Origin of the sequence: Dryocola boscaweniae, from assembly GCF_025215095.1 — a bacterium.
Classification (GTDB): domain Bacteria; phylum Pseudomonadota; class Gammaproteobacteria; order Enterobacterales; family Enterobacteriaceae; genus Dryocola; species Dryocola boscaweniae.
Genome location: NZ_JALHAP010000076.1, coordinates 179,022 through 204,264 on the forward strand (window position 1 = coordinate 179,022; position 25,243 = coordinate 204,264).

Genomic DNA, 25,243 nt, shown 5'->3' on the forward strand with positions numbered 1-25,243 from the left:
AAACAGCGTAACTGCTGGATTTTAGAGACAAAAAAAGACGTCAATAGACGTCGATTTTGTACTATTTGGTGCCGAAGGCCGGACTCGAACCGGCACGTATTTCTACGGTTGATTTTGAATCAACTGCGTCTACCGATTTCGCCACTTCGGCACGAAGAGGTATGCGGAAAACGTTGTGGATTATACCTGTCGCACGCTGCCTTGCAAGCTCCGCCCTTCGCAAGCTGCGCTAAGTGCTGAAAAAAACAGCGTGTTTGCCAAACATTGCCCATGCAGCCTTTATTTACGCCCTCATCCCCCCTTCCCCAAAAAGCACATCTCGCACACCGTCCTGGCGTCGTCCATGCTCTACACTTCCTGACTGAGCCAACACGAAGGAAATCATATGTCCATTATAAAAAGTTACGCCGCGCAGCAGGCCGGCGCAGAGCTTGAGCTTTACGAATACGACGCGGGCGAACTGCTGCCGGAGGACGTTGAAGTCAAAGTCGAATACTGCGGCATCTGCCATTCCGACCTGTCGATGATCGACAACGAATGGGGCTTCTCGCAGTATCCGCTGGTGCCGGGGCACGAGGTGGTTGGCCGCGTGCATGCCCTCGGCAGCGCGGCGCAGAACAAAGGCCTGAAGGTGGGCCAACGCGTGGGCATCGGCTGGACGGCGCGAAGCTGCGGGCACTGCGATGCGTGCATCAGCGGCAGTCAGGTGAACTGCCAGGAAGGTAGCGTGCCGACGATTGCCAATCGCGGCGGCTTTGCCGATAAAATCCGCGCCGACTGGCAGTGGGTTATCCCTCTGCCGGAATCCATCGATATCGAATCCGCCGGCCCGCTGCTGTGCGGCGGCATTACCGTTTTTAAACCGCTGCTAATGCATCACGTTACAGCCACCAGCCGCGTGGGTGTGATCGGTATCGGCGGCCTCGGACATATCGCCATCAAGCTGCTGCACGCCATGGGCTGCGAGGTCACCGCGTTTAGCTCTAACCCTGCTAAAGAGCAGGAGATCCTGACGATGGGCGCGGATAAAGTGGTCAACAGCCGCGACCCGCAGGCGCTGACAGCGCTCGCCGGGCAGTTCGATCTCATCATTAATACCGTCAACGTCGATTTGGAGTGGCTGCCGTACTTCGAGGCGCTGGCTTACGGCGGCAAGTTCCATACCGTCGGCGCGGTGATGAAGCCGTTCGCGGTTCCAGCGTTCAAGCTGATTGCCGGCGACCGCAGCATTACCGGTTCGGCAACGGGTTCCCCGCACGAGCTACGCACGCTGATGAAGCTTGCCGGACGTGCAAAAGTAGCGCCGCAGACCGAGCTCTATCCGATGTCGAAAATCAACGAGGCTATCCAGCACGTGCGAGACGGCAAAGCCCGTTACCGCGTGGTGTTAAAGGCTGATTTTTGATGTGACAGACCCCTTCTGAGAAGGTGGCTTTTGAGAACGCCCCTGTGAGGGTAACACCGTTCACTTAAGCTGATGCATTAGGGGAAACACCAGGATTTGGTTCCCGAAGGGACGCCAGACCTGGTGGTCGCCCCGGGTATCACAAACTTAAACTAACGGTGTTACCTTAACTTCAGAAGTCGGATGGCGCTTCGCTTATCCGACCTACGTTTGATAATTGTATCCACCCACACGGCGCTTATCTGACCTATGTTATTTGACCAGTGCGGCAAATACCTCGGCCACGGCAACCGCGCCCGGGTCTTTTACACCATCCAGATTGCCGCTGTTAACATACGACGAGCGGCCGGCGTTGGCTTTTTGCATTTGCGCCGTCGCGTCTGCGCCTTCCTGTGCGGCTTTCACCGCAGCTTTCAGGTCCTTATCCCGCAACGCTTCAAGCGCCGGTTGCAGGGCGTCGATCAGCGTGCGATCGCCGAGATCCGCGCCGCCGTAACGTTTCATCTGTTCCAGGCCAAACAGCAGCGCTTCCGGCAACGGTTTTTGCTCGCCCACTTTTTGCCCGGCTGCGGTAAAGAAAATCGACATCAGCACGCCGCTTGAACCGCCCATCACCGTCGCCAGCCTGTCGCCAATCAGTTCCAGCAGGGCTGCCGGATCGTTGAGCGGCAGTTTGCCGCTATCGTTAAGCTGCGCGATATCCCTCGCCCCTTCGGCGAAGGTGGAGCCGGTATCGCCGTCGCCCACTTTCGCATCCAGCGCGTTCAGGTGGTTTTCCTGCTCGATAAGCGTTTTGGTTACGCTTGCTACCAGCGCTTTCGCGGCAGCGTTGTCGGACGGCGTTATTTCCACGTCGCGGCGCAGCAGGCTGTGTTTTTGCGTTGGCATGGCGCGGTATTTCACCATCGGCTGCCAGCCTGCGGTTTCTACCTCAGCCTGTAACGCTTTAATAAAGTCGTCATTCAGGGCGATGGCCGAAAGCGAGAAGCCTTTCATATCCAGCGCGCTCACCAGCGGCGCGGGGCCAATCAGGTAGTCGAGCTGATCTTTAAGATCGGAGTGCACCAGCTCTCTGGTCAGCAACGCCATCTCCAGCGACGATACGCCGCCCAGGTTGTTAATCAGCACCGCAAGTTTTGCCTCCGCGCCGGTCTTTTGACGCAGGTGTTTGACCAGCGTAGCAATGATCTCTTTGCTGTTTTGCGTGTCGATGGTACTGGCGCCCGGCTCGCCGTGAATGCCCAGCCCCAGTTCGACGTGGCCGCCTTTAATGCGCCCTTCTTCTTCATCACTGCCCGGCAGGTTGCAGGTCTGCATCGCCACGCCCATGCTGGCGAGGTTGTCGCAGGCCTGCTGCGCGATGGATTTTACGTCGCTCAGGGATTTGCCCTGCTCTGCGGCGAAGCCCGCAATTTTGTGTACCAGCGCCGTGCCGGCAATGCCGCGCGGCTGCTTGTTATCCGGCAGCGAGATATCGTCGCCGACGATCACCATCTCGACCTTCAGGCCGTGCTTTTTGGCTTTTTCCGCGGCGAGGCCGAAGTTCAGGCGGTCGCCGGTGTAGTTTTTCACAATCAGCAGGCAGCCACGGTCGCCGGTTACCGCCACGATGGCGTTCAGCACCGCATCCACACTTGGCGAAGCGAAGAGGTCGCCGCACACCGCAGCGGTGAGCATGCCTTTGCCCACAAAGCCGACATGCGCCGGTTCGTGGCCTGAACCACCGCCGGAAATAATCGCGACTTTGCTTTTATCCCAGTCGTTACGGACCACTACGCGGATGGCGGGATCTATGTCAAGGCGCGTCAGGTTACGGTAGCGGGAACTGATAATAACGCCTTCTATAGCGTCGTTGACCAACTGTTTTCGGTCATTAAAGAAGAATCTGGACATAGGTTCCTTAAAATCTGAAAAACGTATGCAAAGCATAGTTCTTACTTCGAGGGTTGCCGCAAACATGGGAATATGCTGATGACGATATTTAGCCGATTGCTATGCTTATGGAAAATTACCTCAGGGAAACTATCATGACCGCGCCACTGCTGATTGCCAGAACTATCGATAAGGAACTTCATTTACTGCCCGCGATGGCGAACCGCCACGGGCTGATTACCGGCGCGACGGGCACCGGGAAAACGGTAACGCTGCAAAAGCTGGCCGAATCTTTCTCAGAAATCGGCGTGCCGGTGTTTATGGCGGATGTAAAAGGCGATTTAACCGGCGTGGCCGAAGAAGGCGCGGAGTCGGAAAAGCTGCTGGCAAGGCTTGCGAAAATCGGCGTCACGGACTGGTCGCCGCACGGCAATCCTGTTGTGCTGTGGGACATCTTTGGCGAGAAGGGCCACCCGGTGCGCGCTACCGTCTCGGACCTCGGGCCACTGCTGCTTTCCCGGCTGTTGAACCTCAATGAGGTTCAGTCCGGCGTACTGCAAATCATCTTCCGCATTGCCGACGACCAGGGCTTGCTGCTGCTTGATTTTAAAGACTTGCGCGCCGCCACGCAGTATATCGGCGATAACGCGAAGTCGTTCCAGAACCAGTACGGCAATATCAGCAGCGCCTCCGTCGGCGCCATTCAGCGCGGGTTGTTGCAGCTTGAACAGCAGGGCGCGGAATATTTCTTCGGCGAGCCGATGCTGGATATCAAAGACTGGATGCGCACCAGCGCAGACGGCAAAGGCATCATTAATATCCTCTCGGCGGAAAAGCTCTACCAGATGCCGAAGCTGTATGCCGCAAGCCTGCTGTGGATGCTCTCCGAAGTGTACGAACAGTTGCCGGAAGCGGGCGATCTGGAGAAGCCAAGGCTGGTGTTCTTCTTTGATGAGGCGCACCTGCTGTTTAGCGACGCCCCGCAGGTGCTGCTGGATAAAATCGAGCAGGTGATTCGGCTTATCCGCTCCAAAGGCGTTGGGGTTTATTTTGTTTCTCAAAATCCTTCGGATATTCCGGATACGGTGCTCGGCCAGTTGGGTAATCGCGTTCAGCACGCGTTACGCGCTTTTACGCCAAAAGATCAGAAGGCGGTGAAAACGGCGGCGCAAACCATGCGCGCCAACCCGGCGTTTGATACCGAAAAAGCGATCCAGGAACTCGGCACCGGCGAGGCGCTGGTCTCTTTTCTGGACGAGAAAGGCAGCCCGACGGTCGTGGAGCGCGTCATGGTAATTGCGCCCTGCTCGCGCATGGGGCCGGTGACCGACGACGAACGCAACGGCCTGCTGAACCATTCGCCGCTGTACGGTAAATACGACGAAACTGTCGATCGTGAATCCGCATACGAAAGGCTGCAACAAGGCGTACAGGCTGCGGGCGAACAGCAGGATGCGCCACCGGCTAAAGGCAGTGCGGTCGCCGTGGATAACGGCATCCTTGGCGGGTTGAAGGATATTCTGTTTGGCACAACCGGGCCAAGAGGCGGCAAGAAGGATGGCGTGGTGCAGACCATGGCTAAGAGCGCGGCCCGCCAGGTGACCAACCAGATTATTCGCGGCGTGCTGGGCAGCATTATGGGCGGCCGCAGGCGCTAAATACCCTCGCCCCTCAATTATCCAGGGCGGATAAGCGTAGCGCCATCCACCATCTGCGTAACAAAACGGTGGATGGTGCGAGCTTATCCGCCCTATGGCCCGTCTCCCCTCCGGTACAAAGTTCTTTGAATACCGTCACAATCGCTCGATCTCATTTACCCATTCTGTCCGGATGTAGCTAAATTGTTAACTCATCCGACCACATAATAAAAATGACATTGCAGGAAGAGAATATGAGCTATCCGTCGCTGTTCGCCCCACTTGATCTGGGCTTTACCACCCTCAAAAACCGCGTGCTGATGGGATCGATGCATACCGGCCTTGAAGAACATCCTGACGGCGCCGAACGGCTGGCGGCATTTTATGCCGAGCGCGCCCGTCACGGCGTGGCGCTGATTGTCACCGGCGGCGTTGCCCCCTCGCCTTCAGGCGTGGGCGTGGAAAGCGGCGCGGTGCTGAACGATGAAAGCCAGCTTGCGCACCATCAGGTGGTCACCGATGCGGTACACCGCGAAGGCGGTAAAATCGCCCTGCAGATCCTGCATACCGGTCGTTACAGCTATCAACCCAACCCGGTGGCACCTTCCGCCATTCAGGCGCCCATCAACCGTTTCAAACCTCATGCCTTAACCCACGGCGAAATCCTGGCGCTGATTGAAGATTTTGCCCGCTGTGCAGATCTTGCAAAACAGGCCGGGTACGACGGCGTTGAGGTTATGGGCTCGGAAGGGTATCTGATTAACCAGTTTTTAGCCGCGCGCACTAACCAGCGGGACGACGAATGGGGCGGCGATTATCCGCGCCGAATGCGCTTTGCGGTAGAAGTTGTGCGTTCCGTGCGGGAAAAAGTCGGCCCGGATTTCATCATTATTTATCGCCTCTCGATGCTCGATCTGGTCGACGGCGGCGGCACGTTTGACGAAGCCGTACAGCTCGCAAAAGCAGTTGAATCGGCTGGCGCCACGTTGATTAACACGGGCATCGGCTGGCACGAGGCGCGCATTCCAACTATCGCCACGCCGGTTCCTCGCGGCGCATTTAGCTGGGTTACTCGCAAGCTTAAGGGCCTGGTTTCGATCCCGTTAGTCACCACCAACCGCATTAACGATCCGAAAACCGCCGAAGAGATCCTCGCTAACGGCGATGCGGATATGGTCTCGATGGCGCGTCCTTTCCTGGCCGATGCGGAGCTGGTGTCGAAGGCGCAGCAGGGCCGTGAAGATGAGATCAATACCTGCATCGGCTGTAACCAGGCCTGTCTCGATCAGATCTTTGTCGGCAAGGTGACCTCATGCCTGGTGAACCCGCGCGCCTGCCACGAAACAAAAATGCCGATTGTTCCGGCCCGGACAATCAAAAACCTGGCGGTTGTCGGCGCAGGCCCGGCAGGACTTGCGTTTGCGGTAAATGCCGCGGGCCGCGGGCATAAGGTTACCTTGTTCGACGCGGCGGCGGAAATCGGCGGGCAGTTTAATATCGCCAAACAGATCCCCGGCAAAGAAGAGTTTTACGAGACGCTGCGTTATTACCGCCGCATGTTGCGGCTGACGGATGTTGATATTCGCCTGAACCAGTACGTTACCGCGCCGATGCTCAAAGAGTTCGACGAGGTGATCCTCGCCTGCGGCATTGAGCCGCGCATGCCGCTTATCGACGGCATTATGCATCCCAAAGTCCTGAGCTATATCGACGTGCTGCGGGAAAAAGCGCCGGTGGGCGAACGCGTGGCGATTATCGGCGCGGGCGGCATCGGCTTTGATACGGCGATGTACCTCAGCCAGCAGGGCGAGTCCACCAGCCAGAATATCGCCGAATTCTGCGTGGAATGGGGCATCGACACCAGCCTGCAACACGCGGGCGGCCTGCGTCCGGATGGCGTGCATCTGACGAAAAGTCCGCGCCAGATTGTGATGCTGCAACGCAAAACCAGTAAACCCGGCGAAGGCTTAGGCAAAACTACGGGCTGGATTCATCGCACTACGCTTCTGGCCCGCGGTGTGAAAATGCTGGCGGGCGTGAGCTATGAACGCATCGATGACGAAGGGCTGCACATTACGGTTGGCGGTGAACCGCAAACGTTAGCGGTAGATAACGTAATTATCTGCGCCGGACAGGACCCGCGTCAGGAACTGGCGGAGCCGCTGCGCGAGCTGGGGAAAACGCTGCATCTGATTGGCGGGGCGGACGTGGCGATGGAGCTGGATGCCCGGCGCGCGATTGCGCAGGGCACCCGTTTAGCGCTGGAGATTTAGCGGCGGCGGCCTAATTTCACCGCTTTGAGCACGACGAATTTATTGTTGGACGCTATGGTTTCGCAGTTGCCGAAAATTTTCTTCAGCTTGCGGAAGTAGTCCAGATGGCGGTTAGCCACGATGTACAGCGCGCCGTTGTTAACAAGGCAGCGGCGCGCGTGGTGGAACATTTCCCACGCAACCTGGTCGGTCAGCGCGTGCTGCTGGTGGAACGGCGGGTTGCACAAAATCGTGTCGAAGCGGTAAGGCTCCACGCCGGACAGCGCGTTGTTAATCATAAACTCGCAGCGGTCCAGATTTTCCGGCATGTTGGTTTCAACGTTCAGGCGGCTGGACGCCACCGCCATCGGCGATTCATCGACAAACACCACTCTCGCTTCCGGGTTCTGGTCCAGCAGGTGCAAACCTACCACGCCGTTACCGCAGCCCAGATCCACAATCTCCCCTTCCAGGCCGGTCGGCAGATTCTCAATAAAGAAACGCGCGCCGATATCCAGGCCCGTGCGGGAGAAAACGTTCGCATGGTTATGGATGGTCCACGGCGTGCCTTCCAGTTTCCAGTTCAGGGTTTCCGGCGCGTCTTTCAGATCTGGATTAGTGAACGTGCCGTTAATCAGGCGCGCTTTTTTCCAGGCCAGCGTGGTAGTGGTCGGCCCGAGGATTTTCTCGAACAGTTCCAGCGTTGAGTTGTGAATATCGCGGGCTTTGGCGCCGGCGATAATACGCGTTTGCGGCGTCACCACTTTACGCAGGGCGCGAAGCTGCTGTTCCAGCAGGGCAAGCGTCTTAGGTATTTTGATCAGCACAAGTCCCGGCGCCTGCGGATAATCCGCGGTGCTGTCCAGGAATGTCACGTTGGATTCCACAATATCGTTCAGGCTGAGGTTCTGGCGGGTGGCCAGTTCGCTCAGGTAGGAATCGCTAATGCTGTAAGGCTTGTGCCCGGCCAGCACGGTGGCAAGCGTGCCAAAGGTATCGTTAAAAATCAGGACCGGGCCGCTGATTTCGGTGTCGTCCAGCTGTTGCAGCAGATAGTCATCCGCCGCTTCCCACGCCTGCAGCGGGTTTACGTCGTCCGTTTCCGGGAAACGTTTTAGTGTCAGTGAACGGAAACCGTTGTCTGATTGGCTCATCGGCCCTCCTGGATGGTAAAATTTTGGCGTTATCCCCGAACGGGGGGCGTGAGTATACCTTTTTTCCTTCTCAAGAGCGTATGAATGAGCGAACTGATTTACTTAAACGGCTATCCCGAGCATTTGCTTTCGCAGGTTCGTACGCTGATTGCAGAGCAGCGTCTGGGCGAGGTGCTGCAAAAGCGCTACCCGGACGCGCACAATATCGCAACGGATAAAGCGCTTTACGCCTATACACAGGATCTGAAAAGCCAGTATCTGCGCAACGCGCCGCCCATCAATAAAGTAGCCTACGACAGTAAAATCCACGTGCTGAATAACGCGCTGGGATTACACACGGCGATTTCCCGTGTGCAGGGCGGCAAGCTCAAGGCGAAAGCAGAGATTCGCGTGGCGACAGTTTTCAAATCCGCACCGGTTGCCTTTCTGCGCATGATCGTGGTGCATGAACTGGCGCACCTGAAAGAGAAAGACCACAACAAGGCGTTTTACTCGCTGTGCTGCCATATGGAGCCGCAGTATCATCAGTTCGAATTTGATACCCGCCTGTGGCTGACGCAACTGGCGCTGAAAGGTTCCGCATAAAACGACGGTGGATGGCGCTTTCGCTTATCCACCCTACAGGCTGACGTAGCAGGCTTTGAAAGTCTCTGTCTAACGGTGGAGGCGCTTTTTCCACCCTATATAACTGTTTAACAAAGTAGTCGCGATTTTGTAGGGCGGGTAAGCGAAGTGCCACCCGCCAATGAAGATAAACCTCTTACCTGGACTCATTTATGATCAGATTCGCCGTGGTTGGAACTAACTGGATCACCCGTCAGTTCGTCGATGCCGCCCACGAAAGTGGCCACTACAAGCTCACCGCAGTCTATTCCCGCACCCTCGAACAGGCGCAGACTTTCGCCAATGATTATATGGTGGAGCACCTGTTCACCGACCTCGACGCGATGGCGACGAGCGATGCCATTGATGCGGTTTATATAGCCAGCCCGAACGCTCTGCACGCGCCGCAAAGTATTTTGTTCCTGAGTAATAAAAAGCATGTGATTTGCGAAAAGCCGCTCGCTTCTAACATTCGTGAAGTGGAAGCCGCTATTGCCTGCGCGCGCGAAAATCAGGTGGTGCTGTTCGAAGCCTTTAAAACCGCGAGCCTGCCGAACTTTATCGCTCTGCAACAGGCGCTGCCGAAAGTCGGCAAGGTTCGCAAGGTGCTGCTTAATTACTGCCAGTATTCCTCACGCTATCAGCGTTATCTGGACGGCGAAAATCCAAACACCTTTAATCCGGCCTGGTCCAACGGCTCAATTATGGATATCGGCTTCTATACGCTGGCTTCAGCCGTCGCGCTGTGGGGCCAGCCGCACTCCGTACAGGCTACGGCCAGCCTGCTGGAAAGCGGTGTGGACGCCCACGGTTCGGTGCAGATGAACTACGGCGATTTCGACGTGAACCTGCTGCACTCAAAGGTGAGTGATTCGGTTATCCCGAGCGAGATTCAGGGCGAAGCGGGTTCGCTGGTTATTGAAAAGATTTCCGAATGCCAGCGCATTACTTTTGTGCCGCGCGGCGGCAAACCGCAGGATCTGTCACAGCCGCAGCATATCAATACTATGCTGTATGAAGCCGAAACCTTTGCTCGCCTGGTGGCCGGCAACGAAGTGAACCATCCAGGGCTGGTCACGTCGCGCATCACCTCTGCATTAGCGACAGAAATTCGTGCGCAAACCGGCGTAAAATTCCCGGCGGATGACATCCCGGCATCCCTCACGGCGTAAAGCTGTGTAAGGGCGGGTAGCCGAACATTGACGGCGTTTATGTCTCGTAATATTTTGTTACCCGCAAAGGGGAGTAACTTCATTGCCGGTTAATCGTCATTACGGTGCGTAAGCACCCGGTTGCCGGGCAATGCGAATGGTTTTTTACCCAAAAAACCATTCCGCGTTGTAAGTGAGACCTTGCCGGAAGGCGAGATCCCTATTGCAAGCGAAAGCGGCTGGCGTCTTCCGACGTTGGCCGTTTTTGTTTTGAAGGAATCTCTTATGAATAGTGTAGGCACGCCATTACTGTGGGGCGGTTTCGCCGTCGTCGTTGTCATCATGCTGGCAATCGACCTTCTGCTTCAGGGCCGAAAAGGCTCGCACACCATGTCTATGAAGCAAGCCGCCGCCTGGTCGCTGGTGTGGGTAACGCTTTCTCTGCTGTTTAACGCCGCTTTCTGGTGGTATCTCACCGGGACTTCCGGGCGCGAAGTGGCGGATACCCAGGCCCTCGCCTTCCTCACCGGCTACCTGATCGAAAAAGCGCTGGCGGTGGACAACGTCTTCGTCTGGCTGATGCTGTTTAGCTATTTTTCCGTTCCTGCGGCCCTGCAGCGTCGCGTGCTGGTCTACGGCGTACTGGGCGCGATTGTTCTGCGTACGGTAATGATCTTCGCCGGTAGCTGGCTAATTACGCAGTTCGAGTGGCTGCTTTATGTGTTCGGCGCGTTCCTGCTGTTCACCGGTATCAAAATGGCGCTGGCGAAAGAAGATGAAGGCGGTATTGGCGATAAGCCGCTGGTGCGCTGGTTGCGTAGCCATCTGCGCATGACCGATAAAATCGAAGGCGAGCATTTCTTCGTGCGCAAGAATGGCCTGCTGTTCGCCACGCCGTTGTTGCTGGTGCTGATTCTGGTTGAACTGAGCGATGTGATTTTTGCGGTCGACAGCATTCCGGCAATCTTTGCGGTCACCACCGACCCGTTTATCGTGCTGACGTCTAACCTGTTCGCCATCCTCGGTCTGCGCGCGATGTACTTCCTGCTGGCGGGCGTGGCAGAACGCTTCTCCATGCTGAAGTATGGCCTGTCGATTATCCTGGTGTTTATCGGCGTGAAGATGCTTATCGTCGATTTCTACCATATCCCTATCGCGATTTCGCTCGGCGTAGTGGGCGGTATTCTGGCCCTGACGCTGGCGATTAACGCGCTGGTAAACGTGCGTAACGACAGGAAAAGGCTGGCTAAATAATTATGTTGGGTGGCGCTTGCGCTTACCCGACCTGCATTACCGTAGGGCGGATAGGCCTGAGCGCCATCCGCCGCCGGGACGAAGTGAACTCTATCCCTGGCATTTGTCGACAATGTCACAATATTGTTAATCAACAGTTATTAAACCTGAATTATAGTCAAATAGTCAGTCGTTAACGCTTCCCACAATGCCACTTTCCCTTATACTCGACCAGGCAAACACATTTTCTTACATCCGATCTTATAAGTGCCCCAGAGTACAGATGCAGGATGAGACGACACACTACAGGAAGGTATTAAATGGCTACACAATCCCCGGGATTGATTAAGCGCCTGGCGCAGGGCAGTCTGGTCAAACAGATTCTGATTGGTCTGGTGCTCGGCATTGCGCTGGCGCTGGTTTCAAAGCCTGCCGCCATTGCGACAGGCTTGTTAGGTACGTTGTTCGTAGGCGCCCTGAAGGCAGTCGCCCCGGTGCTGGTTCTGATGCTGGTTATGGCGTCTATTGCCAATCATCAGCACGGACAAAAAACCAGCATTCGCCCTATTTTGTTCCTCTATCTGCTGGGCACGTTCGCGGCGGCGCTGACCGCCGTTTTGGTGAGCTTTATCTTCCCTTCAACGCTGCATCTCGCTACCGGCGCAACGGATATTTCGCCGCCTTCCGGCATCGTTGAGGTTATGCGTGGCCTGCTTCTGAGCATGGTTTCCAATCCGATTAATGCACTTTTAAACGCTAACTATATCGGCATTCTGGTGTGGGCCGTGGGTCTGGGCTTTGCCCTGCGTCACGGTAACGAAACCACTAAGAACCTGATCAACGACGTTTCCGATGCGGTAACTTTCCTGGTTAAAGTCGTGATTCGCTTTGCGCCGATCGGTATTTTCGGGCTGGTGGCTTCAACACTTGCCACCACCGGGTTTGAAACGCTGTGGAGCTACGCGCAACTGCTGCTGGTACTGATTGGCTGCATGCTGGGCGTGGCACTTATCGTTAACCCGCTGCTGGTGTGGTACAAAATTCGCCGTAACCCATACCCGCTGGTGTTTACCTGCCTGCGTGAAAGCGGCGTGACCGCTTTCTTCACCCGCAGCTCCGCCGCCAACATTCCGGTAAATATGGCGCTGAGCGAGAAACTGAATCTGGACAGGGATACTTACTCAGTATCCATTCCGCTGGGTGCGACCATTAACATGGCCGGCGCGGCAATTACCATTACCGTCCTGACGCTGGCGGCTGTAAATACGCTTGGCGTACCGGTCGATTTGCCAACTGCCCTGCTGCTGAGCGTTGTGGCTTCACTGTGCGCCTGCGGGGCTTCGGGCGTGGCGGGCGGTTCGCTGCTGCTGATCCCGCTGGCCTGCGGCATGTTTGGTATTCCTAACGAAATTGCCATGCAGGTGGTAGCGGTGGGCTTTATTATCGGCGTTCTGCAGGACTCTTGCGAAACAGCGCTGAATTCCTCTACCGACGTGCTGTTTACCGCAGCGGCATGCCAGGCAGAAGATGCGCGTCTGGCGAGCAAAAATCCTTTACGCGGTTAACCTTTATTTCTCCCCGTCGGCCACGGCGGGGAGTTCTTCGCGCTCCTGGACTTTCTTTTCCACGCTAAACGGGTCAATGCCCCGCTTCTGCATCCGCCAGAACCGTATGATGTTCAGGCCGTTCATCACCAGAAAGCTGCCTTCAATTAACGTCCCGCCAATCGATCCCAGCCAAAAATTATGCGTCACCCAACAGGCGGTGGAGCACCACATCACGCAGCGGGTCGTCAGCCCTTTGCAGCGGAACAGCACCCAGGTACTGGCTACGGTGCCGATAATCGGCAGCAACTCAACCAGGTGGTTAATTTTCGCCAGCCCAAGGCCAAGCGTCAGCGCGATAAAAATCGTCATTACCCACAGGCTGCGGGTGCGCAAAGAAATAACGGTGCGGATGGCGTTGAGTTCAGCGCTCATGCCCGCCGGGCTTGCGCCCATCAGGAAGAAATGCAGGCCGATAATGGCGCTGTAAGCCGCCAACTGTAGTTTGAAGCGTTTTTCGTCGCGGTTAATGAAAGTGGTTATCCCAACCAGAAAGGCCAGAACGCCTACTGCCTGGGCAATCCAATACGCGGTCATGAGATATCCTTGCCAGCCTCAGGTCTGTACTGGAACGGGCTGCGCCATCCACAAAAAAACTGGCGGGTGGCGCATTGCTTACTCACCCTACAAAACGATTTACAAGGTTACGCCGCTTTTGAAGATGGCGAGTTCACGGAAATCATTACGTTCGTTGCAGGTCTTGCTGCCGTTAGCAATATCAACAATGGCATCGATAAACTGGGTTAACAGCGTTGGCATATCGCTGCCGTGAAGCAACTGTCCGGCGTCAAAATCAATCCAGTGGGGTTTCTTCGCCGCCAGCTCACTGTTAGTGGCGATTTTTACCGTTGGCACAAAGCCGCCGTACGGCGTGCCCCGCCCGGTGCTGAAGAGCACCATATGGCAGCCTGCACCTGCCAGCGCGCTGGTGGCGACCGCATCGTTCCCCGGCGCGCTTAACAAATTCAGCCCCGGCGTTTTCAGGCGCTCGCCATAACGCAGAACATCCACCACTTCGCTTTCCCCGGCTTTTTGCGTACAGCCGAGCGATTTTTCTTCAAGGGTTGTGATACCGCCGGCTTTGTTGCCAGGTGAGGGGTTTTCGTAAATTGGCTGATTGTGAGCGATGAAGTACTGTTTGAAGTCATTCACCATCGCGACGGTTTTTTCAAAGGTCGCTTCATCGCGGCAGTGGCTCATCAGAATACGTTCGGCGCCGAACATTTCCGGGACTTCGGTCAGCACGGTTGTGCCGCCGTTTGCCACCATATAATCGGAAAAGCGTCCAAGTATAGGATTGGCGGTGATGCCGGAAAGTCCGTCTGAACCGCCGCACTCCAGGCCGAACTTCAGCTCGCTGAGTTTGCCCGGCTCGCGTTTGTCGTGGCGCATTGCTTCATAAAGCTGCTGCAACTGCTCCAGCCCCGCTTCCACTTCATCGTCCTGCTGCTGACAAATCATAAAGTGAACGCGCTGCGGGTCGTATTCGCCAAGCGTTTCACGGAAGGCGTCAACCTGGTTGTTTTCGCAGCCCAGGCCGATAACCAGCACCGCGCCCGCATTCGGGTGATGCACCATGTTTTGCAGCATAGTGCGGGTGTTGATGTGGTCTTCGCCCAACTGTGAACAGCCGAAAGGATGGCTGAACAGAAAGACGCCGTCGATATCTTCCGCGTCGTTGTTTTGCTTCAGAAAACGATTCTGGATCTGTCGCGCGATACCGTTCACACAGCCCACGGTCGGCAGGATCCACAGTTCGTTACGCACGCCAACCGTGCCGTTGCTGCGGCGATAGACGTTTACTTCACGATCTGCGGCCTGCGCTGCCAGCGCCTGGAAGTCAGGTTGATAGCGATACTCGTCTAAATCGCTCAGATTGGTACGCGCATTGTGCGAGTGAATATGTTCGCCCGGTTCAATTATCGCCAGAGCATGTCCAATAGGCAGGCCGTACTTGATGATGTTTTCACCCTGCGCAAGGTTGCGCAGGGCGAATTTATGGCCACGCGCGACCGGCTGACGCAGGGTTATTTCTGCACCTTCCACGACAACAACTTCGCCTTCAGACAGGTCCACTAACGCGACGGCGACATTGTCCTGCGAATGGATCTTGATGTATTGCATAGCAACCTCGCAGCCGGATTAGTTCAGTTCAATGCCGAAGTAATCACGGGCATTGTTAAAGCAGATGTTTTTCACCATTTCGCCAAGCAGGCTAATGTCGGCCGGCGCTTCGCCCGCAGCCACCCAGCGGCCAATCATCTGGCACAGAATGCGGCGGAAATATTCATGGCGCGTATAGGACAGGAAGCTGCGGCTGTCGGTCAGCATGCCGACGAAACGGCTCAGCAGGCCCAGTTGCGCAAGCTGAGTCATCTGGCGCTCCATGCCGTCTTTCTGATCGTTAAACCACCAGCCGGAACCAAACTGCATTTTCCCCGGCATGCCTTCACCCTGGAAGTTACCGACCATGGTGCCGATCACTTCGTTATCGCGCGGGTTCAGGCAGTAAAGGATCGTTTTTGGCAGTTCGTTGTTTTCGTTTTGCTTGCTGAGCAGGCGAGACAGTTCAATGGCCAGCGGGCGATCGTTAATGGAGTCGAAGCCCACGTCCGCGCCCAGCAGCTTAAACTGGCGCTGGTTGTTATTACGCAGCGCGCCGATGTGATACTGCTGCACCCAGCCGCGACGGCTGTATTCAGCCCCCAGCCAGACCAGCACGGCGGTTTTAAACTGCGCGACTTCATGCTCGCTTATTTCGTTGCCGGACAGGCGGCTCGCCAGAATGCCATCAAGCGTCGCTTCATCCGCTTCGGCAAACAGCACCACATCCAGCGCGTGGTCCGACACCTTACAGCCATGGGCGGCGAAGTGGTCGAGACGTTTGCTCAGCGCGGTTTGCAGATCGCTGAAACGACGGATATCGGTATCAGAAGCTTCAGCCAGTTTGCTCATGTAATCGGCAAAGGTCGGCTGTTCAATATTGAAGGCTTTGTCCGGGCGCCAGCTTGGTAACACTTTGATGTCAAAACCATCTTCTGCGACCTGGCGGTGATAGCGCAGATCGTCAATCGGATCGTCGGTGGTGCCGACCATCTTCACGTTCATCTGTTTCATGATGCCGCGAGCGGTGAAGTCATCCTGCGCCAGCAAATCGTTGCACTGGTTCCAGATCTCGTCGGCCGTTGCAGGGGAAAGCAGCTTGCCGGTGATACCGAACGGACGGCGCAGCTCCAGGTGCGTCCAGTGATAGAGCGGGTTGCCGATGGTATGCGGTACGGTGGCGGCCCAGGCATCGAACTTTTCGCGGTCGCTTGCATCGCCGGTACACAGGCGCTCTGACACGCCGTTGGTGCGCATTGCACGCCATTTGTAATGATCGCCTTTCAACCAGATGTCATACAGGTTTTTAAAGCGATAATTTTCCGCAACCTGCTGCGGCGGCAAATGGCAGTGGTAGTCGAATATAGGCTCGTCCTTAGCATATTCATGGAACAGACGGCGGGCGAATTCGGTATCAAGAAGAAAATCTTCAGTCATAAACTGGGTCATGGGTATGCTTCCTCTGTACGTATCATTTCGATGCTTGCGCATAATGACGACAAAGTTATCACACCAATTTACAGAGGCCGAGTTGATTTTTGGGGCGCTCATCACAAAAACCACACAATCGTTGTTAATACTCTGTTTAAAAAAGCCTATAAGCCCGCGTCATTACTGGCCTCAAAGCCGCTTCCCTTCTGGAGAGAGCTGAAAAACGCTTTTGTGATGTCACTCAACTTTTAAAGATGTATGACAAGTTATCTTGCCCCCGTCGCAATATCTCTGATTACGGATAGCTTCAACCGCTGGCATGACAATCAGCGCCTGACGGTACGGACACCGGATTTGCCGAAGGCACTTTTTTAAATGGCAAGATACGGGTCTTACCGGGTAATACCTCCCGGCATGCACCCCACTAATAACTAACGCTCAGGCAAAGCCTGACACGTACGGCCATGTTTGCGTGGTTGTTTATAAGACGGGATGAGGTTAGAAATGCGAAAGATCAAAGGCTTGCGCTGGTACATGATTGCGCTCGTAACAATGGGCACCGTGTTGGGCTATCTTACTCGTAATACCGTGGCGGCTGCCGCACCGACGCTGATGCAGGAACTGCATATTTCCACTCAGCAATATTCTTATATTATCGCGGCCTATTCGGCCTGCTATACCATTATGCAGCCTGTCGCAGGCTATGTGCTTGATATTCTGGGTACAAAAATCGGTTATGCCTTCTTCGCTATTGCCTGGGCCGTTTTCTGTGGCGCAACGGCGCTGGCGGGAAGCTGGGGCGGCCTGGCTGTGGCGCGAGGCGCGGTGGGCGCGGCAGAAGCAGCGATGATCCCGGCTGGCCTGAAGGCCAGTAGCGAATGGTTCCCGGCAAAAGAGCGTTCCATTGCGGTAGGCTATTTTAACGTGGGTTCCTCTATCGGCGCGATGATTGCTCCGCCGCTGGTGGTCTGGGCAATTCTGATGCATAGCTGGCAGATGGCCTTTGTGATTTCTGGCGTGCTGAGCTTTGCCTGGGCTATGGCCTGGCTGTTTCTGTATAAGCATCCTCGCGATCAGAAGAAATTAACCGAAGAAGAACGCGAATACATCATTGGCGGCCAGGAAGCGCATCACCAGGTCAACAACAGCAAAAAAATGTCGGCTTTGCAGATCGTGAAGAACCGTCAGTTCTGGGGCATCGCCCTGCCGCGTTTCCTGGCAGAGCCAGCCTGGGGCACGTTCAACGCCTGGATCCCGCTGTTTATGTTTAAAGTCTATGGCTTCGACTTAAAACACATTGCGATGTTTGCCTGGATGCCGATGCTGTTTGCCGACCTTGGCTGTATTCTCGGCGGTTATCTTCCTCCCCTGTTCCAGCGCTGGTTCGGCGTGAATCTGATTGTTTCGCGCAAAATGGTTGTGACCATGGGCGCGGTATTGATGATTGGCCCCGGGACTATCGGTCTGTTCACAAGTCCTTATGCGGCGATTGCCCTGCTGTGCGTCGGCGGCTTCGCTCACCAGGCTCTTTCTGGCGCGCTGATTACGCTTTCTTCTGACGTATTCGGCCGTAACGAAGTCGCTACCGCTAACGGCCTGACGGGTATGGCGGCCTGGACGGCGAGCACCCTGTTTGCTTTGGTTGTGGGCGCGTTGGCTGATACCCTCGGCTTTAGCCCTCTGTTCGCAGCCCTGGCCGTGTTCGATCTGCTCGGCGCCGTCGTTATCTGGACCGTGCTGAAAAACCAACCGATTAGCGAACTGAAAACGACGTCGAAAACCGGTCCGGCAGTGACACAACCCTAGCTCCTTCTTTTCTTAATTAAGCCGCCTTAATGGCGGCTTTTCCCTTTGTGAACCTCTCTGCGTTGTGGAGAGAAGTTGCGAAAAGTGGTATAACAAATCAAGTTACCCTCGCCGTATCTCCCGGAGTCACATATGGAAGTCATGGAACCTCGTCGCCTTTATCAACAGTTGGCCGCTGAGCTAAAACATCGCATTGAAAATAGCGTGTATCAGGTTGGCGAAAAGCTTCCGGCAGAGCGCTTTATTGCTGAAGAGAAAAACGTCAGCCGCACCGTGGTGCGCGAAGCGATTATTATGCTTGAGGTGGAAGGCTATGTAGAGGTGCGCAAGGGCTCCGGCATCCATGTTATTTCCAGCCAGGCAAAACACACCAATATTCCCGACGAGCGCTTTGAATTCGCAAGCTTTGGGCCGTTTGAACTGCTGCAGGCGCGTCAGCTTATTGAGAGCAATATTGCCGAATTCGCGGCCACTCAGGTCACGAAGCAGGATATTGTGAAACTGATGGAAATACAGGAAATGGCGCGCAATGAACAAAGTTTCCGTGATTCAGAATGGGATCTCAATTTCCATATTCAGGTAGCCCTTGCGACGCAGAACGGCGCGCTGGCGGCTATCGTTGAGCAAATGTGGAGTCAGCGCATTCACAACCCGTACTGGAAAAAACTCCACGAGCATATCGATTTGCGCACGGTGGACAACTGGTGTGAAGATCACGATAACATCCTTAAGGCCCTGATTCGTAAAGATCCGCATGCGGCCAAACTCGCTATGTGGCAGCACCTGGAGAATACAAAGCAGATGCTGTTTAACGCCACCAGCGATGATTTTGAATTTAACGCTGACCGCTATCTGTTTGCGGAAAATCCCGTCGTTCATCTTGATACCGCGGCAAACGGTCAAAAATAGTCATTTTCACGCGCGGGGGTAAGCAAACCAACCAATAGTGTCAGCGTTTGTAAATACCCTCGCCAGCCCACCGGCCAGTAAGCAAAATCAATCCTCAACAAAGCACAAATACTGTGACGCATTACGCGGGGCTTTGTTACAATTAGACGTAATTTCACTGTCGGTAAAGGCTCACTTTTCCTCCACCAGGCTCATCGCATTCACAAGGAGCGGTGGCGATACGCTTTCATCAGGCTGTGGGTGCGGACGGCTTAATAAAAATCCTAACAGTGCCGTTAAACTTCTCCGACCCGAATTAAACCGGCGACCTTAATCGATGTGCCAGGAACACTGAATGGAACTTTTGACGCAACTGCTTAACGCTCTCTGGAGCCAGGATTTTGAAACACTCGCCAATCCTGGGATGATTGGCATGCTTTATTTTGTATTGTTCATGATTCTCTTTTTGGAAAATGGATTGCTTCCAGCGGCTTTCCTGCCCGGCGATAGCCTTTTAGTGTTAGTTGGCGTGTTGATTGCTAAAGGCGCCATGGGTTTCCCGCAAACGATAATTTTACTGACCACCGCAGCAAGCCTGGGGTGCTGGCTAAGCTATATTCAGGGGCGCTGGCTTGGAAACACGCGTATCGTGCAGAACTGGCTTTCGCACCTTCCCGCCCATTATCACCAACGCGCGCATAATCTTTTCCATAAGCACGGGCTGTCCGCGCTGCTGATTGGCAGATTTATCGCTTTTGTTCGTACCCTGCTGCCAACTATTGCCGGTTTGTCGGGTCTGAATAATGCGCGTTTCCAGTTTTTCAACTGGATGAGCGGTCTGCTGTGGGTATTGATCCTCACCACACTGGGATATTTACTCGGCAAAACGCCAGTGTTCCTGAAGTATGAAGATGCCTTGATGTCCTGCCTGATGCTGCTGCCCGTTGTGCTGCTGGTGTTTGGCCTGATCGGTTCGTTAATTGTGCTTTGGCGTAAGAAATACGGTAACCGCGGCTAGAGGAATAATAATGAAAATAGAATTTACGCGTCGCCTGCGGGTGGCGCTGCTGTTCGCAGGCCTTGCTGCAGGGGCGTTGCTGGTATGGTCCGGAATGCAAAGGACAGAATCCACTTTGCAAATCCGCGCCAGCCAGCAAGGCATCAGCATGCCTGACGGTTTTTTTGTCTGGCATCACCTGGATGCCAACGGCATCCGGTTTAACAGCATTACCCCGGAAAATGACTCGTTATTAATCAAGTTTGATTCCAGCGCGCAAAGCGAAGCCGCCAGGGTCGTGCTTTATAAAACGCTCCCCCACGGCTACGTTATCGCTCAGCAGGATGACGATAACAGCGCCAGCACCTGGCTGTCGCGCCTGCGCACCCACGGCGATCGCATCGGCTAATCCCTCTCCAGAATTCTTAATTTGTTAACAGAAATTGGGTTTTTACCCAATTTCTGACTATGCTTGAGTTTGCATTATCCGCTAAAAATCAGCGTCTTTATCAGAATTACTGGACTATGGGTGTCAGGCTTCGCAGCTATTACACACATTCACAATGGAAGGTTGAAATCATGAATTACCGTACCGTACTGGCTATTGCTCTGTTGTCACTAACGTCTGCCACGCAAGCTGCATCGCTATGCGGCGAGAAAGAGGCGGATATTCAGCGCGAAATCGGCTATGCGGAAAAGCATCATAATCAGCACCGTATCGACGGTCTGAACAAAGCGCTTAAAGAGTTGCGCGCTAACTGTAGCGACAGCGGCTTGCGTGCTGAGCATCAAAAGAAAATCAACAAACAAAAAGAAGAGATCGCCGAACGTAAAGCGGACCTTCAGGAAGCACGCCAGAAAGGCAATGCGGACAAAATTACCAAGCGGGAACAAAAGCTATCTGAAGCAGAACACGAGCTGAAAACGTTAGAAGCGCGTGATTACTAAGGCTTAAGGATTATCCTCAAACACCTGGAGAGAGAACTATGTCAAAAGATACTACATCAGAACATTTGCGCGCTGAGTTGAAATCCCTGGCAGATACCCTTGAAGAGGTGCTGAGCGCATCGACGGATAAATCAAAATCCGAGCTGGAAAAACTGCGCGGCAAGGCGGAAAAAGCGCTTAAAGAAAGCCGCAATCGCCTCGGCGAAACCGGCGATGTGCTCGCCAAACAAACGCGTGAAGCCGCGGCTAAAGCAGATGATTATGTGCGTGAAAATCCATGGACCGGCGTTGGAATTGGTGCGGCGATTGGCGTCGTGCTGGGCGTTCTGCTGACGCGTCGCTGATTATGGCTGATTCCCGTCAAACTCAGGGGCCGGGTAAAGGGGTCCTCGGTATCGGCCAGCGCCTGGTCACCATCATTGTTGGCATGGTGGAAACCCGGGTGCGTCTCGCGGTAGTTGAGCTGGAAGAAGAGAAAGCTCATATCGTTCAGCTACTGCTTATGCTTGGGTTAACCATGCTTTTTGCGGCTTTCGGGCTCATGAGCCTGATGGTATTGGTTATCTGGGCAGTCGATCCGCAATATCGTCTTAACGCGATGATTGCCACAACGGTTGTGCTGCTGGCGCTTGCGCTGATTGGCGGTCTGTGGACGCTCCATAAATCCCGCCAGTCAACCCTACTGCGCCATACGCGTCGCGAACTGGAAAACGACCGTGAGCTGCTGGAGGAAGACAAGTCATGAGCGACCGCGAACGCGACAAGCGTAAAGCGTTATTACTGAGCCGCATCCAGCAGCAACGGCTGGATTTAAGCGCAGGAAAACGTGACTGGCTGGAAGCGACAGGTGCTTATGACCGCGGCTGGCATACGCTGATAAGCCTGCGCAGCTACGCATTAGTTGCAAGCAGCGTGATGGCAATCTGGACCGTTCGTCACCCCAGTTTCTTAATGCGTTGGGCCAAGCGTGGTTTTGGCGCCTGGAGCGCGTGGCGGCTGCTCCGTAGCACCATCGCGCAACAAACGCGCTAAATAAAATGCCGTCCTTCGGGACGGCATTTTTTTGCCTGGCAAATTTAGCTCAATATATTTGATGAAGTTTGACAGTATTCCTTGCTAACAATCCTCTTTCGTCAAGCCTATTATCCCCTCCAACGAAAGCAAACACCGGTAACTACCGGAAATTGCACAAACATTAATCCCCGGGCCGATAGAACCCAAATAAAAATCGTTGGAGAGTAAAATGAAAAAATTAGATGATGCTGGCGTATTGTTAGCACGTATCCTGATGCCGGTCCTGTTCATCGTCGCAGGCTGGGGCAAAATTACGGGCTACGCCGGTACTCAGCAATACATGGAGGCAATGGGCGTTCCGGGCTTCCTGCTGCCGCTGACTATTTTGCTGGAGTTCGGCGGCGGTCTGGCGATTCTGTTTGGTTTCCTGACTCGCACAACCGCAATTATTACTGCGGTGTTTACTCTGCTAACGGCTTTCCTGTTCCACAGTGATTTTGCGCAGGGTCCAAACTCCATTATGTTCATGAAGAACTTCACTATCGCGGGCGGCTACCTGCTGCTGGCAATCTTCGGGCCTGGCGCATACAGCCTCGACCGGGCGCTGAATAAAAAGTGGTAACGGTTCTATACTGAACACATGATAAGCGAAGGTTATGCCTTCGCTTTTTTGTTTATAGTTTTCTTTGCGTAACAAATGGGAGAGAAGCATGGGACAGCTAATCGATGGCGTCTGGCACGATACCTGGTATGACACCAAATCCACCGGCGGGCGCTTTAAACGTTCTGAATCCGCCTTTCGCAACTGGCTGACCGCGGATGGCGAACCGGGTCCGACGGGCAAAGGCGGTTTTGCGGCCGAGAAGGATCGTTATCACCTTTATGTTTCCCTCGCCTGCCCGTGGGCGCACCGCACGCTGATTATGCGCGCGCTAAAAGGGCTGGAATCTTTCATCTCCATTTCTGTTGTTAACCCTTTGATGTTGCAGGATGGCTGGACATTCGATGATGATTTCCCGGATGCCACCGGCGACGGGCTTTATCAGCACGAATATCTCTACCAGCTTTATCTGCAGGCCGATCCTGACTATACCGGCCGCGTGACCGTTCCCGTGCTGTGGGATAAAAAAACGCAGACCATCGTCAGCAATGAGTCGGCGGAAATCATTCGCATGCTCAATACGGCTTTCGATGCGCAGGGGGCTCGTGCCGGGGACTATTACCCGCAAGAATTGCGCGACAAGATTGACGAGCTGAATAGCTGGATTTATGACACGGTAAACAACGGCGTGTATAAAACTGGGTTTGCCACGACGCAGGAAGCCTACGACGAAGCCGTGGGGAAAGTGTTTGTGTCGCTGGCGCGCCTGGAGCAGATCCTCGATAAGCATCGTTACCTCACCGGCGACCGCCTGACAGAAGCGGACATTCGGCTGTGGACCACGCTTCTGCGCTTCGATCCGGTTTATGTTACGCACTTTAAGTGCGACAAACATCGGATTAGCGATTACCCGAACCTGTACGGTTTCCTGCGGGATATTTACCAGATGCCCGGCGTGGCGGAGACCGTCAGCCTGCCACATATCCGTAACCACTATTATCGCAGCCACAAAAACATCAACCCAACCGGGATCATCTCCATCGGACCCGATCAGGATCTTGATGAGCCGCATGGCCGCGACGAGCGGTTTGAAAGGCGCTGATGATATTCATCCTGCTGAGGTTTTACGTCTCTTCCATTCACGGCTATTCTTGAAAGAGATCGCTTAGAGATCAAATGATTGACGTTTAATCAAGGCAGGCCATATATGGATTGGTATATCAAAGCATTAAGAAATTATATTGGTTTTGGCGGACGAGCGCGCCGCAAGGAATACTGGATGTTCATCCTCGTCAATCTGATACTGACCGGGGTATTGAGCATTCTGGACAAGATGTCAGGGCTGAGGATCGCAGAAGATGAAGGTGCGTTAACGACGATTTACGGCGTGCTGATTTTCCTGCCTTACTGGGCCGTTCAGTTCCGTCGCCTGCATGATACCGACCGCTCTGCGTGGTGGCTGTTGTTGTTGCTGATCCCGGTTGTCGGCTGGCTGATCGTTCTGGCGTTTAACTGCCAGAACGGTACGCCGGGTGAAAATAAGTTCGGCTCCGATCCTAAGATGCTGGATGCTACGTTAGTTAGCGAGTAGCGCTTAATTATTTACTTTCTTATCCAGGCCCTCTTCTTTCCGGGAGAGGGCCAAAATTATTTCAGCAACTTCGGTATTTCACGCAGACACCAGGCCTTCGCTTCGCCCATGCTGTCGCGTCGCCACGCCATGATTATGTCAATTTCATTGGTATATTCCGGGCTTACCACACGCAGTCGCCCTTCGGCTATGTCCTGCTCCACCAGCGGATACGGCATGGTTGCTACTCCCAGCCCGGCCAACAATGCCTGACGTTTATCTTCAATGCTGCTGACGGTAAGGCGCGGCTGTTTATCCAGCAATTGCACTGTTAATACCGGGCGTTCACGTGCGGTATCCGCCACCGCAATGCCGCGATATTTCACGCGCGTCACTTCTGACAGCGGCTCCGGTTCGCTATGAATAGGATGACCGGGCGCGGCGACGTAAACATTCATCACCGTGTAGAGCTTGCGTGAATTAATCTCTGATGACGAACGGAAGTGCATATCCGGCGCAATCACGATATCCGCCCGGCCCTGCTCAAGGCGTTCCCATGCCCCGGCCAGCACTTCGGTGATGACAGAAAGTTGGGTATCGGCTTTATCTACCAGTTTATCAATCAGCGGGAACAGACGGCTCGTGGGCACCAGCGCTTCGGTGACGATAGTAAGATGAGTTTCCCAGCCGCGCGCCAGCGCTTCGGCATCGGTAGTTAGCTTGTCTGCCGCTTCGAGCAACACGCGCCCGCGCTCAAGCAGCATGCGCCCGACATTGGTGAATTTTGTGCGATGGCCCGAGCGGTCAAACAACACGACATCCAGTTCTTCTTCTAATTTTTGCATGGTGTAGCTTAACGCTGAAGGCACTCGCCCCAGCTCATCCGCCGCTGCGGCAAAGCTGCCGCGCCGGTCGATTGCGTCCATGACTCTTAACGCCTCAAGCGTCAATGCTCTCTCTTTAGCCATCTCGTT

At 54.7% G+C, this 25,243-nt stretch carries 25 protein-coding genes and 1 tRNA gene; 19 read left to right on the plus strand and 7 right to left on the minus strand.

Annotation, left to right across the window (positions count from 1 at the left end; translation table 11 throughout):
* Positions 1–66 precede the first annotated feature (66 nt).
* Positions 67–151, minus strand: a tRNA-Leu gene (locus MUA00_RS09080).
* Positions 152–385: 234 nt separating this feature from the next.
* Here MUA00_RS09080 and ahr point away from each other — a divergent pair.
* The gene (gene ahr, locus MUA00_RS09085; RefSeq protein WP_271122762.1) at positions 386–1,405 is read left to right on the plus strand and encodes an NADPH-dependent aldehyde reductase Ahr; all 1,020 of its coding nucleotides are present in this window, start codon (positions 386–388) and stop codon (positions 1,403–1,405) included.
* Between the two features lie 252 nt (positions 1,406–1,657).
* On the opposite strand, the gene MUA00_RS09090 is transcribed toward ahr, so the two are convergent.
* On the minus strand, positions 1,658–3,298 hold the full coding sequence (locus MUA00_RS09090) for a glycerone kinase (RefSeq protein ID WP_271122763.1): 1,641 nt from the start codon (positions 3,296–3,298) through the stop codon (positions 1,658–1,660).
* Positions 3,299–3,432: 134 nt separating this feature from the next.
* Here MUA00_RS09090 and MUA00_RS09095 point away from each other — a divergent pair, with 134 nt between their 5' ends.
* Positions 3,433–4,935: a helicase HerA-like C-terminal domain-containing protein gene (locus tag MUA00_RS09095; RefSeq protein WP_271122764.1), complete on the plus strand. Its 1,503-nt coding sequence runs from the start codon at positions 3,433–3,435 to the stop codon at positions 4,933–4,935.
* A gap of 233 nt (positions 4,936–5,168) precedes the next feature.
* Entirely contained in the window at positions 5,169–7,187 is a 2,019-nt protein-coding gene (locus MUA00_RS09100; RefSeq protein ID WP_271122765.1) for an NADPH-dependent 2,4-dienoyl-CoA reductase, read from the plus strand.
* Here the strand turns inward: MUA00_RS09100 and rlmG are convergent.
* Entirely contained in the window at positions 7,184–8,320 is a 1,137-nt protein-coding gene (rlmG, locus tag MUA00_RS09105; protein ID WP_271122766.1) for a 23S rRNA (guanine(1835)-N(2))-methyltransferase RlmG, read from the minus strand. The two genes, MUA00_RS09100 and rlmG, sit on opposite strands and share 4 nt — an antisense overlap.
* An 84-nt stretch (positions 8,321–8,404) precedes the next feature.
* Here rlmG and MUA00_RS09110 point away from each other — a divergent pair, with 84 nt between their 5' ends.
* From MUA00_RS09110 to sstT, 4 genes are all read left to right on the plus strand, one after another.
* Positions 8,405–8,905, plus strand: coding sequence for a M48 metallopeptidase family protein (locus MUA00_RS09110; RefSeq protein WP_271122767.1), 501 nt, complete (start codon positions 8,405–8,407; stop codon positions 8,903–8,905).
* 191 nt (positions 8,906–9,096) lie between these two features.
* Positions 9,097–10,095 carry a Gfo/Idh/MocA family protein gene (locus tag MUA00_RS09115; protein WP_271122768.1) on the plus strand — a complete coding sequence of 333 codons (999 nt, stop codon included), beginning with the start codon at positions 9,097–9,099 and terminating at the stop codon, positions 10,093–10,095.
* Between the two features lie 264 nt (positions 10,096–10,359).
* The gene (locus MUA00_RS09120; protein ID WP_271122769.1) at positions 10,360–11,328 is read left to right on the plus strand and encodes a TerC family protein; all 969 of its coding nucleotides are present in this window, start codon (positions 10,360–10,362) and stop codon (positions 11,326–11,328) included.
* Positions 11,329–11,627: 299 nt separating this feature from the next.
* Positions 11,628–12,872, plus strand: a complete 1,245-nt coding sequence (gene sstT / locus MUA00_RS09125) for a serine/threonine transporter SstT (protein WP_271122770.1) — start codon at positions 11,628–11,630, stop codon at positions 12,870–12,872.
* Between the two features lie 3 nt (positions 12,873–12,875).
* On the opposite strand, the gene MUA00_RS09130 is transcribed toward sstT, so the two are convergent.
* The 3 genes from MUA00_RS09130 to uxaC all read right to left on the minus strand — a co-directional run bounded on the left by MUA00_RS09130 (position 12,876) and on the right by uxaC (position 16,463).
* Positions 12,876–13,448 carry a YgjV family protein gene (locus tag MUA00_RS09130; RefSeq protein ID WP_271122771.1) on the minus strand — a complete coding sequence of 191 codons (573 nt, stop codon included), beginning with the start codon at positions 13,446–13,448 and terminating at the stop codon, positions 12,876–12,878.
* A gap of 99 nt (positions 13,449–13,547) precedes the next feature.
* Positions 13,548–15,035 (minus strand): UxaA family hydrolase, encoded by a 1,488-nt coding sequence (locus MUA00_RS09135; RefSeq protein WP_271122772.1) that lies wholly within the window; start codon positions 15,033–15,035, stop codon positions 13,548–13,550.
* Between the two features lie 18 nt (positions 15,036–15,053).
* The gene (gene uxaC / locus MUA00_RS09140) at positions 15,054–16,463 is read right to left on the minus strand and encodes a glucuronate isomerase (RefSeq protein ID WP_271122773.1); all 1,410 of its coding nucleotides are present in this window, start codon (positions 16,461–16,463) and stop codon (positions 15,054–15,056) included.
* 446 nt (positions 16,464–16,909) lie between these two features.
* On the opposite strand from uxaC, the gene MUA00_RS21305 reads away from it, so the two are divergent.
* The 12 genes from MUA00_RS21305 to MUA00_RS09195 all read left to right on the plus strand — a co-directional run bounded on the left by MUA00_RS21305 (position 16,910) and on the right by MUA00_RS09195 (position 24,290).
* Positions 16,910–17,029 (plus strand): DUF6026 family protein, encoded by a 120-nt coding sequence (locus MUA00_RS21305; RefSeq protein WP_408639695.1) that lies wholly within the window; start codon positions 16,910–16,912, stop codon positions 17,027–17,029.
* Entirely contained in the window at positions 16,980–18,251 is a 1,272-nt protein-coding gene (locus tag MUA00_RS09145) for an MFS transporter (protein WP_408639696.1), read from the plus strand. The genes MUA00_RS21305 and MUA00_RS09145 overlap by 50 nt, the downstream gene beginning before the upstream one ends.
* A gap of 132 nt (positions 18,252–18,383) precedes the next feature.
* Positions 18,384–19,160: a transcriptional regulator ExuR gene (gene exuR, locus MUA00_RS09150; protein ID WP_271122775.1), complete on the plus strand. Its 777-nt coding sequence runs from the start codon at positions 18,384–18,386 to the stop codon at positions 19,158–19,160.
* A 334-nt stretch (positions 19,161–19,494) separates the two neighbouring features.
* On the plus strand, positions 19,495–20,157 hold the full coding sequence (gene yqjA / locus MUA00_RS09155; RefSeq protein ID WP_271122776.1) for a DedA family general envelope maintenance protein YqjA: 663 nt from the start codon (positions 19,495–19,497) through the stop codon (positions 20,155–20,157).
* A 10-nt stretch (positions 20,158–20,167) separates the two neighbouring features.
* On the plus strand, positions 20,168–20,545 hold the full coding sequence (gene mzrA / locus MUA00_RS09160) for an EnvZ/OmpR regulon moderator MzrA (RefSeq protein WP_271122777.1): 378 nt from the start codon (positions 20,168–20,170) through the stop codon (positions 20,543–20,545).
* A 170-nt stretch (positions 20,546–20,715) separates the two neighbouring features.
* Positions 20,716–21,084: a DUF1090 domain-containing protein gene (locus tag MUA00_RS09165; protein ID WP_271122778.1), complete on the plus strand. Its 369-nt coding sequence runs from the start codon at positions 20,716–20,718 to the stop codon at positions 21,082–21,084.
* Between the two features lie 38 nt (positions 21,085–21,122).
* Positions 21,123–21,428: a DUF883 family protein gene (locus tag MUA00_RS09170; RefSeq protein ID WP_271122779.1), complete on the plus strand. Its 306-nt coding sequence runs from the start codon at positions 21,123–21,125 to the stop codon at positions 21,426–21,428.
* Positions 21,429–21,430: 2 nt separating this feature from the next.
* Complete coding sequence (locus tag MUA00_RS09175) at positions 21,431–21,829, plus strand: phage holin family protein (RefSeq protein WP_271122780.1); 399 nt, start codon at positions 21,431–21,433, stop codon at positions 21,827–21,829.
* A complete protein-coding gene (locus tag MUA00_RS09180; RefSeq protein ID WP_271122781.1) occupies positions 21,826–22,116 on the plus strand; it encodes a YqjK-like family protein in 291 nt (96 codons plus the stop codon). The genes MUA00_RS09175 and MUA00_RS09180 overlap by 4 nt, the downstream gene beginning before the upstream one ends.
* A gap of 211 nt (positions 22,117–22,327) precedes the next feature.
* Positions 22,328–22,720 (plus strand): DoxX family protein, encoded by a 393-nt coding sequence (locus MUA00_RS09185; protein WP_271122782.1) that lies wholly within the window; start codon positions 22,328–22,330, stop codon positions 22,718–22,720.
* Positions 22,721–22,808: 88 nt separating this feature from the next.
* Entirely contained in the window at positions 22,809–23,801 is a 993-nt protein-coding gene (locus MUA00_RS09190) for a glutathione S-transferase family protein (RefSeq protein ID WP_271122783.1), read from the plus strand.
* A gap of 105 nt (positions 23,802–23,906) precedes the next feature.
* Entirely contained in the window at positions 23,907–24,290 is a 384-nt protein-coding gene (locus tag MUA00_RS09195) for a DUF805 domain-containing protein (protein WP_271122784.1), read from the plus strand.
* A 56-nt stretch (positions 24,291–24,346) separates the two neighbouring features.
* On the opposite strand, the gene yhaJ is transcribed toward MUA00_RS09195, so the two are convergent.
* Positions 24,347–25,237, minus strand: a complete 891-nt coding sequence (gene yhaJ, locus MUA00_RS09200; RefSeq protein WP_271122785.1) for a DNA-binding transcriptional regulator YhaJ — start codon at positions 25,235–25,237, stop codon at positions 24,347–24,349.
* Between the last annotated feature and the right edge of the window lie 6 nt (positions 25,238–25,243).